12 protein-coding genes are annotated in these 14,249 nt (G+C 45.5%); 7 read left to right on the top strand and 5 right to left on the bottom strand.

Annotated features, from left to right (window positions below):
• Window positions 1–45 precede the first annotated feature (45 nt).
• The 4 genes from BLA28_RS20540 to pflB form a co-directional block, all read right to left on the bottom strand.
• On the bottom strand, window positions 46–1,296 hold the full coding sequence (locus BLA28_RS20540; protein ID WP_069157862.1) for a winged helix DNA-binding domain-containing protein: 1,251 nt from the start codon (window positions 1,294–1,296) through the stop codon (window positions 46–48).
• A gap of 207 nt (window positions 1,297–1,503) precedes the next feature.
• On the bottom strand, window positions 1,504–1,746 hold the full coding sequence (gene grcA3 / locus BLA28_RS20535; RefSeq protein WP_069150854.1) for an autonomous glycyl radical cofactor GrcA3: 243 nt from the start codon (window positions 1,744–1,746) through the stop codon (window positions 1,504–1,506).
• A 30-nt stretch (window positions 1,747–1,776) separates the two neighbouring features.
• Complete coding sequence (locus tag BLA28_RS20530) at window positions 1,777–1,986, bottom strand: hypothetical protein (protein WP_044971342.1); 210 nt, start codon at window positions 1,984–1,986, stop codon at window positions 1,777–1,779.
• A gap of 15 nt (window positions 1,987–2,001) precedes the next feature.
• Window positions 2,002–4,047, bottom strand: a complete 2,046-nt coding sequence (pflB, locus tag BLA28_RS20525) for a formate C-acetyltransferase (RefSeq protein WP_044971344.1) — start codon at window positions 4,045–4,047, stop codon at window positions 2,002–2,004.
• Between the two features lie 364 nt (window positions 4,048–4,411).
• Between pflB and BLA28_RS20520 the strand changes: the two genes are divergently transcribed.
• On the top strand, window positions 4,412–4,603 hold the full coding sequence (locus tag BLA28_RS20520) for a DUF1858 domain-containing protein (protein WP_044971345.1): 192 nt from the start codon (window positions 4,412–4,414) through the stop codon (window positions 4,601–4,603).
• Window positions 4,604–4,662: 59 nt separating this feature from the next.
• Here the strand turns inward: BLA28_RS20520 and BLA28_RS20515 are convergent, their stop codons facing one another.
• On the bottom strand, window positions 4,663–5,454 hold the full coding sequence (locus BLA28_RS20515) for an adaptor protein MecA (RefSeq protein ID WP_009251938.1): 792 nt from the start codon (window positions 5,452–5,454) through the stop codon (window positions 4,663–4,665).
• A 653-nt stretch (window positions 5,455–6,107) separates the two neighbouring features.
• Between BLA28_RS20515 and BLA28_RS20505 the strand changes: the two genes are divergently transcribed.
• The 6 genes from BLA28_RS20505 (at window position 6,108) to BLA28_RS20480 (ending at window position 14,100) form a co-directional block, all read left to right on the top strand.
• On the top strand, window positions 6,108–6,323 hold the full coding sequence (locus BLA28_RS20505; RefSeq protein ID WP_069157861.1) for a hypothetical protein: 216 nt from the start codon (window positions 6,108–6,110) through the stop codon (window positions 6,321–6,323).
• A 212-nt stretch (window positions 6,324–6,535) separates the two neighbouring features.
• Entirely contained in the window at window positions 6,536–8,206 is a 1,671-nt protein-coding gene (locus BLA28_RS20500; protein WP_044971349.1) for a glycosyl hydrolase family 18 protein, read from the top strand.
• 168 nt (window positions 8,207–8,374) lie between these two features.
• Window positions 8,375–9,085 carry an N-acetylmuramoyl-L-alanine amidase gene (locus BLA28_RS20495; RefSeq protein ID WP_009251935.1) on the top strand — a complete coding sequence of 237 codons (711 nt, stop codon included), beginning with the start codon at window positions 8,375–8,377 and terminating at the stop codon, window positions 9,083–9,085.
• Between the two features lie 107 nt (window positions 9,086–9,192).
• Window positions 9,193–10,929 carry a sensor histidine kinase gene (locus tag BLA28_RS20490; RefSeq protein ID WP_169897278.1) on the top strand — a complete coding sequence of 579 codons (1,737 nt, stop codon included), beginning with the start codon at window positions 9,193–9,195 and terminating at the stop codon, window positions 10,927–10,929.
• On the top strand, window positions 10,907–12,502 hold the full coding sequence (locus BLA28_RS20485) for a response regulator (RefSeq protein WP_069157859.1): 1,596 nt from the start codon (window positions 10,907–10,909) through the stop codon (window positions 12,500–12,502). The genes BLA28_RS20490 and BLA28_RS20485 overlap by 23 nt, the downstream gene beginning before the upstream one ends.
• Before the next feature lie 158 nt (window positions 12,503–12,660).
• The gene (locus BLA28_RS20480) at window positions 12,661–14,100 is read left to right on the top strand and encodes an ABC transporter substrate-binding protein (RefSeq protein ID WP_069157858.1); all 1,440 of its coding nucleotides are present in this window, start codon (window positions 12,661–12,663) and stop codon (window positions 14,098–14,100) included.
• Window positions 14,101–14,249: the final 149 nt, after the last annotated feature.

Here is a 14,249-nt window from a genome sequence, read left to right as displayed (position 1 = left end):
TTTCTTTAGAAATTTGCCCTCTGGTGAGCAGATGTTGTTAGTTATTTACATAATATTTATTTTTAATTCTTTTTGCTTTAAATCGTACAATTTGGCATAGCCTTCAAACCATCGTTCTATTATTTTCTTATGTGAGGCGGATGGAGTGAACCAAAGAGAAAACTCGGCTGACAGCGAACCGTTTTTTCTTGCTGAACGCCAGATCCCGGCGATCATACCTCCCCGAAGGATTACACCGGGGTTCCCTACTGTCTTCCAGACCTGCTTCTGAAGCTGCTTATCAGGAAGCAGGAGCTCACGGTCATGGACATCCAGATACGGATCGTGGGGCGCAAGGATGGCAACAGACATATCGCAGTCGGTAAGAGATGAGTCCGGCGCCATGAAAGAAGGAAGGTCTTCTTCCAGAATAAAAGCCGTTTTATTGCCTGACCGGACAGGGATAATCGGATAGATGCGTTCCGCGTCCTTCCACATGCGTTTGGCCTGGGCGGGGGAACAGCCCAGTGTGTCGGCAAGCATTGCCGGAGAAGCAGGCCCATTGCTGTGCAGAAAGCGTTTCACCAGTACGGCTGTGGGAGACGGTACGCGGCGGTCCGGATCGAAGACAGATGGACTCCAGCTCCGCAGAGAAGTAAAGGTGGGTAAGTTCTTTTCCCGTTTGCCGAATACAACAAGCTTTTCTAAAGAGCAGGGTCGAAGAAGAAAGGAAACGGCGGCTTCTCCCATGGTCTGTTCGGGTGAAAAAAAGGACGGGGAATACCAGAGTTCTCTTTTTACGCTGTCAAGAGATTTGGCGGCTTCTTCGGCCAGGATATGATCCAGAGAAGGCTTTCCGACTATTTCATTTTCATTCAGAATCAGGGCGGCATTTTTTACAAGAGGGAGCAGTTCCTCCATTGACATATGTAAATGTTCAAGGACGAGTGCAATGCCTCTTGTATATATCCAGGGTTCATTTTCGGGTATCAGGGCCGTGAGAAAAACGTCACAATCCTGCACCGGAAAGATACAGGGGGCGCCTCTCAGGCTCCAGGCCTGAATGAGTGTCCGGGATTCGGTAAGAGCTTCATCTAATGCGGAAAGGGTAATATCAGGCATCCGTGAGAAGACAGATAATTCCCAGGCCCCGGGAGGTGAGTTCTGCATAATCCACCCTCCAAAGGCATCGGGAATATCGGACGGAGATATTCCTGTTAAGTTATGGCTTTTAAGCCGGAAGGAGAGGATCTGCTCCCTGGTAAGGGACAAAAGCGCGGTTCCGGAACCGGATGATTTACTGCGATTGGCCTGCATATCAAACCCTCCATCACAGACTGCTGTTAATCGGGCATGCCTTTCTGTAAGAGTTCCGCTGCCTTATGGACAAGCCCGTGTTTCAGTAATAAAGTATACCATGAAAAACGGATTTTCACAATCGATGGAAGCGGACTGAAAAGGGACTGCCGCATATGCGCCAGTCCCCCTTATAACTGCTTAAAATGCAATTATGGATTTATGCGGTTACAGAGCTTCGTGGAACGTACGGGAAATAACATCCGCCTGCTGTTCCGGTGTAAGCTTGATGAAGTTAACGGCATAGCCGGATACACGGATGGTCAGCTGGGGATAATTTTCCGGATGCTTCTGGGCATCCAGAAGAGTCTCACGGTTTAATACATTTACATTGAGATGATGGCCGCCTTTTTCTGCATAGCCGTCAAGTAAAGAAACAAGGTTATCTATCTGTGCGCTGTTTGCTTCCATAGTTTGTATTCCTTTCTTTTATTGAGTGGGTTATTCGTCTTCGGTCCCGTCAAGGCCCTCATGGAGGGTGGGAACGCTGCACGCCAGCGGTGCGGCTGAGCAGTCCGGGCACCCCAAGGTCTGTATTTCTTTGCTGTCCGGCAGGGCTTCGTCATAAGCGACGTTGATATGGCCTACGCCTTTTGCTGCACCAGCGTCCAGCATCCGGACCAAATCATCTATCATAGCCTTCTGATCCATAAAACAGCTCCTTTTTTATTCGTTCAGATTCAGGTCGATTTCAATGTCGCCTGCAAAAACCTCATCCTCTTTTCCGAGGGCTCCGGGGATGATGGTAAAGGTGTTGGAAATACCATCCTGCGCATCCTTAAAGGGCAGCTTGGCTACGGATGCCATAGAAGCTACGGCTCCGTGGCTGTCCCTTCCGTGCATGGGATTGGCTCCGGGGGCGAAGGGTTCTCCGGCCTTACGTCCGTCCGGTGTGGCTCCGGTAGCTTTTCCATATACCACATTGGAAGTGATGGTCAGTACGGAAGTAGTGGGGAAACCATCCCTGTAGGTATGATGTCTTCTGACCATAGTCATGAAACTGGAAACCAGTTCTCTTGCTATGGTATCCACTCTGTCGTCATCATTTCCGTATTTGGGGAAATCACCGGTTGTTTTGAAATCCACGATAATACCGGACTCATCACGGATGGGTTCCACCTTTGCGTACTTGATGGCGGAAAGTGAATCCGCCACTACGGAAAGACCTGCGATACCGGTAGCGAAATACCGGCGCACATCTCTGTCATGAAGGGACATCTGCGCTCTTTCATAACAATATTTATCATGCATGTAATGGATGACATTCAAGGTATTTACATAAACGCCGGCCAGCCATTCCATCATATCGTGAAAGGCTTCCATAACCTTGTCGTATTCCAGGACATCCCCTTCATACTTCCGGTATTTCGGCCCGATTTGCTTTCTGCTCTTCTCGTCAATGCCGCCGTTTAATGCATAAAGAAGACATTTTGCCAGGTTCGCCCGGGCTCCGAAGAACTGCATTTCCTTGCCGATTCTCATAGAAGATACACAGCAGGCGATGCCGTAATCATCACCGTGGGTCACACGCATCAGATCATCATTTTCATACTGGATGGAAGAGGTCTGGATGGACATCTTCGCACAGTAGCGCTTGAAGTTAAGCGGAAGTCTGGTGGACCACAGAACCGTCAGGTTGGGCTCGGGAGAAGGCCCCAGGTTGGTTAAGGTATTCAGATAGCGGAAGGACATTTTTGTCGCCATGTGGCGTCCGTCCACGCCAACACCTGCCAGGGATTCGGTAATCCAGACAGGATCGCCGGAAAAGAGATCGTTATATTCCGGAGTACGGGCAAATTTTATAATTCTCAGCTTCATGATGAAGTGATCCACGAATTCCTGAATCTGTTCTTCCGTAAAGGTTCCCAGTGCAAGATCACGTTCCGCATAGACATCAAGGAAGGTTGAGGTGCGGCCAAGTGACATGGCGGCGCCGTTCTGTTCCTTCACTGCGGAGAGATAACCGAAATAAGTGGCCTGGATGGCCTCCTGAACATTTGCGGCCGGTCTGGAAATATCACAGCCATAGGAAGCAGCCATCTGTTTCATCATTTTCAGAGCGACAATCTGTTCGGAAATTTCTTCCCTGAGACGGATGACATCATCAGTCATTACACTGCCGGTGGAATCCTTCTGTGCAAGCTTGTCCTCAATGAGACGATCAATTCCGTAGAGGGCAATTCTTCTGTAATCACCGATGATTCTTCCCCGTCCGTAGGCATCCGGAAGGCCTGTTATGATGTGGGCGCTCCGGCACGCGCGCATTTCTGAGGTATAGGCATCAAAAACACCTGCATTATGCGTTTTTCTGTGAGTGGAAAAGAATTCCTCCACCTCAGGATCGAGGGTATAGCCATTATCGGCACACGCCTTCTGCGCCATACGGATTCCTCCATAAGGCTGTAAAGAACGTTTAAAGGGAGCATCAGTCTGCACTCCTACAATAGTTTCTTTGGATTTATCAAGATATCCGGGACCATGGGACGTAATGGTGGAAATGACCTTTGTATCCATATCCAGGACACCGCCGGCTTCTCTTTCTTTGCGGCTCAGATCCAGCACCTGTTCCCAAAGATCCAGAGTATTCCGGGTAGGGCCTGCGAGAAAAGCTTCATCCCCGTCATAAGGGTGGTAATTGTTTTGGATGAAATCACGCACGTTGATTTCATGTTCCCAATCACCGCCAATAAAACCATTCCATTCTGTTCTCAAGATTTTCCTCCTTTTCGCTGCCAAAGCAGCATGAACTGTAAGATAATCAGTCAGCAGCACGGCGGAGCCGTCTGCCGGGTAAAACGGCGGATAAGACCTCTGTCAGGCGTCACCCGCATCTGTATTATATGTTTCCTAAAGTGCTTCGTCAAGGCGCGGACTGTTCTTTTTCTCAAACAAAGGGCGGTTTTATGCTTTTTTAATAAAAATCGATCAATAAGAGTAAAGTATATAACTTTATTTCGAAAATTTTTATATTTAAAGAAAAACGCATATCTTGCGTATTTCAGGGAAAAGTATTATACTAAGAGAAATCGGCAGGCATGCGCCGCTGATAGTTTCAGAGGAAAAGGAGGATGGCATAATGGCTGGAATTACGAAAGAAATGACAATTGGTGAAATTTTAAGAACCAATCCCGATGTAGCTTCCATTTTGATGGAAGCAGGCATGCATTGTCTGGGATGTCCTTCCGCTCAGGGAGAGAGCCTGGAAGAAGCTGCTATGGTTCATGGAATGGATATTAATGATTTGATGAGTAAAATCGAAGCATTATAAAATGTATTATCACAAAAAAGGCACGTGCAGAAATGTACGTGCCTTTTTGCAATGCATGATTAAATTTTGCTTAAGTTCTGTAAAGCGCGTTCGCTGATTATCAGTTCGTAGTGTTCTTCAAAATAAGCTGCTCCGGCGGGTACTGATTTTTCCTGGCGTCCATATTCGGACAGGCAGTTGCAGAGTTTATTGAATTCTTCGGGTGTATGAGAGGAACTTGTGACGATAAGGAAATATCGTCCGGTACTTCCATCCTTATAAAGGGAATTTACACCGTGGTAGAAGCCGTTCAAAATATGGGCGAGCCTTGTTAAATGATTCAATGAATCAAAGGAATAAATCTTTGCCAGATTGAGTGAGGAATCAGCTGATGCCAGGCTGTCGGCAGAATTTTCTTTGCCGGTCGCATCTTCTGCTGTTCCCGCATCCTGATAAGAAGCCTTCTGTCCGTTTTGTGAGCCATTGACGCGTCCTTCATGAATACGCTTGAATAAATCGAGCACATCGTCAGCCCCTTCATTCAGATCCTGGATCATGTCATCCAGACTCTCATCATCCTGAACGCTTGGCGCGAATTTGGAAAAACGGGTATCCAGCTCTTCCGGATCCTCCACCTTAGTGATGATGAGTACGATACAATCGGAGTTCAGAGGGATAGCTTCTATCATAAGCGGAATATCTTCTGCTTCAAAACCAAATTTCAGGGATGCCTGCTGCATCATGTCGCGGAAAAGGCTTTTTGCTTTTTCCGTACCATAGGCAAGCTCGCTGATTTTTAATTCACGATCTGCCAGGTCAGCTTTTGTAAGTGTACAACGAATCTGATGATCATTTACTTTTTCAATTTTCATGTTCTCACATCCTTAATATAAAGATATTGAAATTGTTGTCTTGTGTGACTGAAAATGCCTGTAAAATGAACATATCTGTATAGTATCTGCAATTATCAAATATATTATACTTAAGAAAGAAATAAGTCAAGCGTCCTGAGTAACTGTTTAAACTTTTTTAAGATTTTTGCTTGATATTTTTCCATTTTTCGGATATAATTTCATTCAGAGATGCTTCTGGACAATCAGTGTCAGAAGGAGGGCGGTTTTCAGCCGGAATGAGATGTTGTAATATCTCATTTATTATGATTCTATTATATCATATTTTAAGCAAACATTATAGTTGCATCGGATTTTTCCTGCATGCGCTATATCTTCTCCTCATCTATATAGTATGAGGATGTCTTACAGGCTTATGTGCTTGTCGTGGTAAAAATCATTTCCAAAATTATCACTAAGTTCCGTTTAATTCGCAAAATTCATGTTGTATTTGTTTTTTTTATCTTATTCCGCGATACATGTCCTGGAGCATCTTATTTTTTTCTGTTTAAATGTCGTCATTGCCGTAACAGTCATACGGAAGAATATCCATTTATATATCACGTTCCTTTTGGAGAGCAGCAGTTTTTGCTGAGGGTATTTTTTTCGTATAGAAATTACGGAGGATGTTAGACATGCACAAAGAGGATGACGAGATTAAGCTGGAGGAGCACTTAAGGGAAATGCACAATAAAGGTGTAAATTTATATCTTGAAGACAGGCCTGCTTCCCCGGAGGAAATCGCCAGGAAATTTTTTGTCAGCGAAGATGCCGTCTACATGCCCGATTTTGTCACCGATACGGATGGCAAATTGCGGGAAGTACGGTATGATAAGGTAAAATACCGTTAATAACTCTTATTGCCAAACAATAGAATTGTTTCCTATCTGATTCATAATCAAAATACTAAAAAATCACGAATTCCGTTATCCGCACAAAAGCGGTCCCCCGTACCGCCGCTGCGGAATATGGAAGAGTCAATTTCTGTCGGTTTATGTAAAAATAGGTAATGACGATGTTTAAATAGTCTGTTATAATAAGGACGGTCAGGAGGTTACGGATAATGAAAAAAAAGCTTCCGGTAATAATCGCTGTCGTCCTTATTATCGTGATTATTGCCATTACTGCAGGGACGAAGATTCTGGAACGTTTCTCTTATTCCAAAGAGAGGATGGACCTGAATGCATATTATGGTTTGGAAACGGGGGAGGATGTAGCCCTCGTATTAAATAATGAAATTAAAGAAGAAAAAGGAAAATTGTCAGAGGGCAGATGCTATCTGGATTTGGATACGGTGCATGAGTACCTTAATGACCGGTTTTATGCCGATTATAACGAAGGGCTGCTTTTATATACCACTCCGGATTCCATTATCCGGGCGGAGGCAGGTGCTTCCGGGGAAGAAGGATACATTCCCGCTTTTCTGGATAACGGCATAATGTATGTAGCGCTTGACTATGTAAAGAAATTCACTAATTTTTCCTTTACATTATATCAGGAGCCGAACAGGGCTGTACTCACAACTATTTGGAATGAGCATCAGGCGGCGGAAATAGGGAAGGATACCGCTGTCCGCTATCAGGGCGGTGTAAAAAGCGATATTCTTACGGATATGACAGCCGGAGATAAGGTCGTTATATTGGAAGAAATGGAAAATTGGAGCAAGGTGGCTACTGAGGATGGATTTCTGGGATATGTGGAGAATAAGCGGCTGAAGAACCAGCACAGCGAGACGCTTATCCCGGTAACGGACTATCAGGAGCCGGAATATACCAGTATCCGCAGGGATTACAAAATCAATCTGGGATGGCATCAGGTTACCAGTGAATCCGCCAACTCCACACTGGAATCGGTGTTGGAGGGCATTACCGGTATGAATGTAATATCCCCGACCTGGTTTTTCCTGAGCGATGATGATGGAAATTTTGTGAGCATCGGAAGTACGGATTATGTAAACAAGGCTCACAGCAGAGGGCTTGAAGTATGGGCGCTTCTGGACAATTTTACCTATGATGTGAATACAAAAGAAATTTTATCCTATACAAGTAAGAGGGCTAAGCTGATTGAGGGCCTTGTAAATGAGGCGCTTGCCCTGGGAGTTGACGGGATTAATGTGGATCTGGAGCAGGTGAGCAGTGAAGCAGGAGAAGATTATGTGGAGTTTTTAAGAGAGTTGTCCATATCCTGCAGGGCGAATAACCTGGTGCTTTCCGTGGATAATTATGTGCCTAAGAATTACAATGCGCATTATGACTGGAAGGAACAGGGGAAAGTGGCGGATTACGTAATTATCATGGGCTATGATGAGCATTACGGCGGTTCCCAGGAGCCGGGCAGCGTGGCTTCCATCGGTTATGTGGAGGAAGGGATCAGCACCATGGTCCAGTCCGTGCCTCCGGAGAAAGTGATTAATGCCGTACCCTTCTACACGCGGATTTGGGAAACGTCCGGCGGTGAGGTGAAGAGCCAGGCCGTAGGTATGAGCGCTGTACAGAAGTTCCTTTCCGACAGAAATATAGAGGCGGTCTGGGATGAGGATACCTGTCAGAATTATGCCGAGGTACAGGATGGTGATTCCTTCTATCAGGTTTGGATCGAAGATGCCAGGTCTCTGGAAGTTAAGATGAATATCATGAAAAGTTATAATATAGGCGGTGTGGCTGCATGGAAGCTGGGATATGAAAAGGGACATCCTGAGGTATGGGATGTTTTGTCCGGTTTCGCTAACGGCTGAGCCTGAACCAAACTAATATGTTATAAAAAAAGAATGTTTTGCCTGCGAAGACTGCGGGCAAAACATTTTTTGATCTATATTTGCGCTGTAAAGGAAAGGATCCGTCGATGAGTTCTTATTTTTATGGAAAGGACATAGAATGGAATAAGCAAAAGTCGGGAGGTTCCTATGAGGCAGGAACTTAAAGAACAGCTTCTTAAGGGCGTAGTGACGATTATTCTGTGTACGTCCGTTTTTTTTGCCGCAAGGCAGGCGGCTGTGCTGGTCAACGAAGGAACGGCGCAGAAGACGGAACAGTTTTGCGTGGTCATAGATGCAGGGCATGGAGGAGACGATCCGGGAAAAATCGGAATAAACGGGGCCCTGGAAAAAGAAGTGAACATGCAGATTGCGGAGAAGCTGAAAATGTTTCTGGAAGCGTCGGACGTGAAGGTGGTCATGACACGGGAAAGTGACGGAGGCCTTTACGACGAAAATGCCTCCAATAAAAAGGTGCAGGATATGAAACGCCGGATTCAGATTATAGAAGAGGCACAGCCTAATCTGGCGGTCAGTATCCACCAGAACAGCTATGGCGAGGAGTATGTGAACGGCGCCCAGGTTTTTTATTACAATGGAAGTGTAAAAAGCAAGGAGCTGGCAGAGATGATCCAAAACCGGATGATACAGTATCTGGATCCGGAGAATCACCGGCAGGCCAAGGCAAACGACAGTTATTACCTGCTGAAAAAAACGGGAAAACCGATTGTTATTGTAGAGTGCGGTTTCCTGTCCAACAGCGCCGAGGCCGAGAAGCTTTGTGATAATTATTATCAGGAGAAGGTGGCCTGGAATATTCATATGTCGATCATGCAGTATCTTAATACGAGGGAGAAATAACCTGTGACCTTAATTTACCAGATTAAATGATAAGATTCCTGATAGGCTTGGAAAAACAGATATGTTATGCTGAAATTGGGTGTTTCTACACAAAGGAGGTATGCATATTGAAAAAACGGTCCGGCCTGATGCGGAAAATAGCAGGAAGCTTGTTTATTACCAGTCTGATCATCATGTTTTTAGGTATTGCACTTCTTTATACAAGATTCAGATCGGAAGCAGTAAGAATGAACCGGCTGCTTCAGGAGTCAAATCTGGAGATTGCGGGAAAGAATATTGTGGAAAAAATGGATGCAGCGGAATATACGGCGATTTCACTTTTTTTTGACAAGGATATGAGAAATATATTGCTGAGCAAGCATGCGGTTGAGGATCCTGTGGGGCTGCATAATCAGGTATATGGCAATTTCCTGAGAATTTTGAATGCCGCCTCATCCATCAGCCAGATTACTCTGTACCGGAAGGATGGATTTTCTGTTTCCGCAGGCCTGGAAAATTATTTCGGGCATTATGACTATGGCAGCTGTATGGAGGTAATAGAGGAATATAAAAAAGGATTTTCTGAGGAAAGCAGCTATGCATTATGGATCCCCATGGCAATAGATCTGCAGAATGGTATCAGGGAACCCTATTTTATGAATGTGCGTATTTTGCGGGATACCGGTTCTAATGAACCGGTAGGAATGCTGGTGTTCTATGTGAAAGAAAAGGTTCTGGAGGATATGTATTCTTTTTTCGGTGAGGAGAGCTTTTTGACTGATGAAGACGGCATTGTGATTTCGGCGAGAGACAGAGCGGAAATCGGAAAAAGGGTTGATTTGAAGGAGGAGGAATCCGGTGCGCTTTTTTATGTTCCGGTAGGGGACAAGGGATGGTATCTGGCTGCGGTTCCGGAAAATACGATCCTGAAAACCACACAGGATACTGTCTTTTTCACCATGCTTGCGGCAGCAGGAATATGCACCTTGCTTTCCATGGCGGCCGCTTATTTCATTTCCCGGGGATTAACCCGTAATATCAAGCATTTAAAGGATATTATGGAACGTACGGGAGCCGGCAATCTGGAGCTGAGGTATCAGGGGAAAAGCAGGGATGAAGTGGATTACCTGGGAAAAACCTATAATAAAATGCTGGATGATATTCGGGGCTATATTGCGGAGGATAAGAAAAAGCAGAAACAAATCCAGTTCGGAGAGATCAGGTTCCTTCAGGCGCAGATCAACCCGCATCTTTTGTATAATACTCTGGATGTGGCTATTTTTTATATGGAAAAAAGTAATATGGATATGGCCCTGCAGATACTGCGTTCCATGAGCGGATTTTTCAAGCTGTCATTGGGGAAAGGGGATGCCTTTCATACCATACGTACCGAACTTGATCACATAAGCTATTATATGCGGCTGCAGATGTTATGCAGAGGGAAGAAAATTGAACTGATAACGGATATTGCGGAAGAATTTCTTTCTGTCAGGGTACCTCGTATTACCCTTCAGCCAATCGTGGAAAATGCTTATCTTCATGCGTTTTCAGGAAATATAAATGACGGATGGATCCGGATAAGCATGGCCCGGGTGGAAAGTGGGGATGGAAACGGAATCTGTATAGAGATTACGGATAACGGCATGGGAATGGAGGAGGATAAAACCATGCGGATAGAGGAAGCAATACGGGAAGAAAAATGCCAGGGAAACAGTTACGGGCTCTGGAATGTGTACAGGAGACTGAAGCTATATTACGGTCCCCGATGCACTATGTGCCTGGAAAGTGAATTCGGAGAATATACAAAAGTTATTTTGACCATACCGGAGGAGATGACAGAACATGTACAGACTGATGATAATTGATGATGATAAGGCGATCCGGGAACATATAAAGGAAAGCATCCCATGGGAGAGCATGGAACTTGAGCTGGCAGCCGAAGCTTCGGAAGGTGAGGAAGCGATGGCTCTTTTCATGCAATATGAGCCTCATATTGTCCTGACAGATATTAATATACCGCTAATAGACGGAATGGAATTGGCCCGAAGGTTTGCAGAGAGGGAAAAGGATATTCAGATTGTGCTCATTACCGGCTTTGGGACTTTGGAATATGCGAGGGAGGCTATTAAAGCCGGTACCGTGGATTTCCTTTTAAAGCCTCTGGATTCGGGTGAGCTTATCGGTGCCCTGCAGAAGGCTGTGGATAATATCAAGAAGAAGACGGAGGAGCTGGCAAAGTTCCAGCGTATGGAAGAGATTCTTCAGGAAAATCTTCCGCTCCTTCAGGACAGATATATGCTGGAAGTGCTGGAAGGTGCAGAGGAGACGGAGGAAGAACTGATGCTGCATATGGACAAGCTGAATCTGGAAATAGTGGGAAGTAATTTTCAGGTAGTGGTTTTGGTTCCTGATTTCGGACGTATGAAAATTGCGGATAAGGAGATATTTCAGTTCGCTCTTCAGAACATGATATCGGAAATCGGAAACGAATACCACCTGGTATGCCGGGTTCTCTGGAAAGATTTTTCACAGGGGTTCGTTTTTATTCAGATGAAGAGTCCTGACAAAGAAGCGGCGGAAAAAATGATGATGAGGGTACGGGACAAGCTTCAGACCTATTCCCATTATGATTTTCAGGCAGGGATAGGCAGTCTGGTGGACAGTATGAAAAAATTGCCTGTGAGCTGCGAAGGAGCCAGACAGGCATTGGATTACAGCAATATATATGGCAGGAATCATGTGACTATGATAGAAAACGTTTTGGTTCTGGAGGAGCGGGAGCCTATCCGATTGGAAAAAGAGATGGCAGAGGTACTCCGTTACTCGGATTCTTCAGGCTTTCTGGATATCAGACAGGCGATAGGAAATTATATGAACCGTCTGATGATCGCTTCTAAGGGTTCTTTTTCCTGTATTCAAAAGGAGTGTATCAAGCTGCTGTCGGAAATACTGACCTCATGTCAGGAAATCCGTTGGGATATGGAAGGCTGTTTCACGGAGGATCCTTATTTTTCACTGCTTCAGTGCAGAGAGCCTCTGGAGCTGCAGGGAGTGCTGCTGGATGTATGCGGGCAGATAAAAGCATATAAACAGCAGCAAAGCCAGAAAAAAGGCAAAAGAGTAATAGAAAAGGCGAAGCTATATATCCGGGAGCATTATAAGGAAGAAGAACTGAATTTGTCCCAGGTCAGCGAGGCTATCGGCCTTTCCGCCGTTTATTTCTGCAGCCTTTTTAAGGAAGAAACAGGTTTTACATTTGTAGAATATCTGAATATGGTCAGGATTGAACAGGCCAAAGAGCTTCTGAGAAACAGCAATATGAAAATTTATCAGATAGCTCTGGAAGCCGGATACAGCAATCCTTCTTATTTTTATGAAGTATTTAAAAAGCTTACGGGGAAAAGACCTCGGGAATATGCGGAAAATCCGGAATATTAGGAAAATGTGAGGAATTTTAACATAAAAATCCGGAGAATTTCCAAACAGGCCTGATTTTATCGTTATGCCTAAAAAATTATAATATAGCTATCTTGCAAGATTGGTATCTGTTTACGGAAGAAATCGATGTCCGCAGGGACGGACAGAGAGGGGGTTCTATGAAAAAGAATGGGAAAAAACTGCTTGCGTTAATGCTCGCAGGTGTGATGCTTACGGCATGCGGAAATAAGGCGGAGGTGGCGGAAACAAAGGATACGACGGCTGCATCAGGAGAGGAAAGCCAGGCTGCTTCCGATGCTGCTGAAAAGGAAACTGCGGCGGATACACAGCAGACAGATTTGGAAGGAGCGGAAGTTACTTTCTGGTATATGCCATTATATGAAGGCTTTGATGAAAAAATGAGCAGGGATCTGGCTCAGGAAGTAAAGGATAAGTATGGAATCATCCTGAATACGGAGGTTCTGACATGGGATGCGGGGCCTGAGAAGGTTACGGTTGCCATGGCTACCGGAGCCACGCCGGATCTGTATCTGGATACGTATTCCAGAATTGCGCCTGCAATCGGCGGAGGGTTGGCAGCAGATCTTTCTGCCACAGCAGAGGAACTCAGTCCCCTGCTGTATGACGGAGTGCTGGATACGGGGAAGCTGAATGGTATTCAGGGGTATATTCCCATTAATCTGTCTCAGGGTTATAACATAACGGTAAATGTGTCCCTGGCAAAGGAACTGGGCGTTTACGATCTTCTGCCGGAGGATAAGATTCACTGGTCATATGAGGAGTTCCTGGAATTCTGCAGGGCAGCAAGAGAAAAAGGGAAAGAACAGAATATATATGCCACACAGCTTTTTGCAGGAAGCAAATCGTCAGACTCTGTATATTACTCCTTCCTGATGAGCGGGGGAAGCGGCATTCTCAATGGAGAGCATACGGAAATGGCTGTGGATGAAGCTAAAGCAGCGGTTACCCTCGATCTGTTCCGTACATTGATAGAGGAGGACCTGGTTCCCGCAGGTGCAGCAACCACTGTGGATAATGACATCCGTCCCAACTGGTACAGCCAGAAACTGGCCTGTATGTTTGTCAGTACGGGAACAGGGGAAGCAGTCAATGTAAAAAAACAGATTGACAGCGGCGATATCCAGCCCTTTGATGTGGATATTTATGAAATTCCAACACCGGACGGAAAGGCGGATCCCCATGTTATGAGCTGGGGAAGCACAGGATTTACCGTATTTAAGAATAATGGAGATGAAACAAAAATAGAAGCGGCCCGTAAGGTAATTCAGACTTTTCTGGAAAATGAGGCATACAGCCAGGAGGTATGTGTTCAGACAGGAAACTCCACCGTACTAAAGGATCTGGATGTGGATTACGGAGATGAAGTGCTGAATGAACAGGCAAAACGTGCGGCAGCCAGTACGGCGGCATATGCGGATTCTTCCATCGGTGTTCTGGAACCCTGGTGGTCCGATTTCAGAGAGACATTCTATGTACAGCTCCAGTCTTATTTTACCGGAGATAAGGATGCGGAAGATATGATAAGAGACTGGAAGACATCAGGAGATGAAGTAATAGCAAAAACACTGCAGCAATAGGCAAGAGGGGAAGTGCCCCAGGGTGCTTCCCCCTTTTGCAGTGCGCCCGGCGGCGCACGTTTCTAACCGGTGCAAGTCCGGAATCCGCCCGGTAGTGGGAAGGATATAGCCGAAAGCAAGGGTGTCCATCGCGAGGTGGAATCTGAAGG

The sequence above is a fragment of the Eisenbergiella tayi genome, assembly GCF_001881565.1.
GTDB classification, from domain to species: Bacteria; Bacillota; Clostridia; order Lachnospirales; family Lachnospiraceae; genus Eisenbergiella; species Eisenbergiella tayi.
Note: the sequence above shows the minus strand (reverse complement) of the source record. Positions and strands in the feature narration are given on the sequence as shown.

What these genes read in the sequence shown, in the direction of transcription:
- BLA28_RS20495 (WP_009251935.1), top strand. Translation starts at nt 8,375, where the DNA reads ATGAGGCAGGAACTTAAAGAACAGCTTCTTAAGGGCGTAGTGACGATT.
- BLA28_RS20505 (WP_069157861.1), top strand. Translation starts at nt 6,108, where the DNA reads ATGCACAAAGAGGATGACGAGATTAAGCTGGAGGAGCACTTAAGGGAA.
- BLA28_RS20540 (WP_069157862.1), bottom strand. Translation starts at nt 1,296, where the DNA reads ATGCAGGCCAATCGCAGTAAATCATCCGGTTCCGGAACCGCGCTTTTG.
- BLA28_RS20515 (WP_009251938.1), bottom strand. Translation starts at nt 5,454, where the DNA reads ATGAAAATTGAAAAAGTAAATGATCATCAGATTCGTTGTACACTTACA.
- BLA28_RS20485 (WP_069157859.1), top strand. Translation starts at nt 10,907, where the DNA reads ATGTACAGACTGATGATAATTGATGATGATAAGGCGATCCGGGAACAT.
- BLA28_RS20530 (WP_044971342.1), bottom strand. Translation starts at nt 1,986, where the DNA reads ATGGATCAGAAGGCTATGATAGATGATTTGGTCCGGATGCTGGACGCT.
- grcA3 (WP_069150854.1), bottom strand. Translation starts at nt 1,746, where the DNA reads ATGGAAGCAAACAGCGCACAGATAGATAACCTTGTTTCTTTACTTGAC.
- BLA28_RS20520 (WP_044971345.1), top strand. Translation starts at nt 4,412, where the DNA reads ATGGCTGGAATTACGAAAGAAATGACAATTGGTGAAATTTTAAGAACC.
- BLA28_RS20480 (WP_069157858.1), top strand. Translation starts at nt 12,661, where the DNA reads ATGAAAAAGAATGGGAAAAAACTGCTTGCGTTAATGCTCGCAGGTGTG.
- BLA28_RS20500 (WP_044971349.1), top strand. Translation starts at nt 6,536, where the DNA reads ATGAAAAAAAAGCTTCCGGTAATAATCGCTGTCGTCCTTATTATCGTG.